Raw genomic sequence first — 522 nt, 5'->3', positions numbered from 1 at the left:
AGGATTCATGACTGGGGTGAAGTCGTAACAAGGTAGCCGTATCGGAAGGTGCGGCTGGATCACCTCCTTTCCAGAGCTTCTCGCAAAGTTGAGCGCTCACGCTTATCGGCTGTAAATTTAAAGACAGACTCAGGGGTCTGTAGCTCAGTCGGTTAGAGCACCGTCTTGATAAGGCGGGGGTCGTTGGTTCGAATCCAACCAGACCCACCATTGTCTGGCGGTAACACACCTGAGGTCATCTGTACTCAATGGGGGCATAGCTCAGCTGGGAGAGCACCTGCTTTGCAAGCAGGGGGTCGTCGGTTCGATCCCGTCTGCCTCCACCAATCACCAACGCTAAGTGCTTGGTTCACACGCTGAACCGAGAATTTTGCATTGGCGATTGAGCCAGTCAGAGGATATCAACGGATATCGGCTGTCGTTCTTTAACAATCTGGAAGAAGTAAGTAATTTGGATAGCGGAAGCGTCTTGAGATGGACGTGGAAACTATCCGGGTTGTGATTGTATCGATGTATCTCAAG

2 tRNA genes and 1 rRNA gene are annotated in these 522 nt (G+C 51.1%); all 3 read left to right on the top strand.

The features are described from left to right. Positions 1–70, top strand: a 16S ribosomal RNA gene (locus AC0KUR_RS38160); the annotation flags it as partial. Positions 71–133: 63 nt separating this feature from the next. Next, a tRNA-Ile gene (locus AC0KUR_RS38155) sits at positions 134–210 on the top strand. A 40-nt stretch (positions 211–250) separates the two neighbouring features. Further along, positions 251–326, top strand: a tRNA-Ala gene (locus AC0KUR_RS38150). Positions 327–522: the final 196 nt, after the last annotated feature.

The organism is Burkholderia sp. YHN3-13, from assembly GCF_055810675.1.
This window is presented reverse-complemented; position numbering and strand designations above follow the sequence as displayed.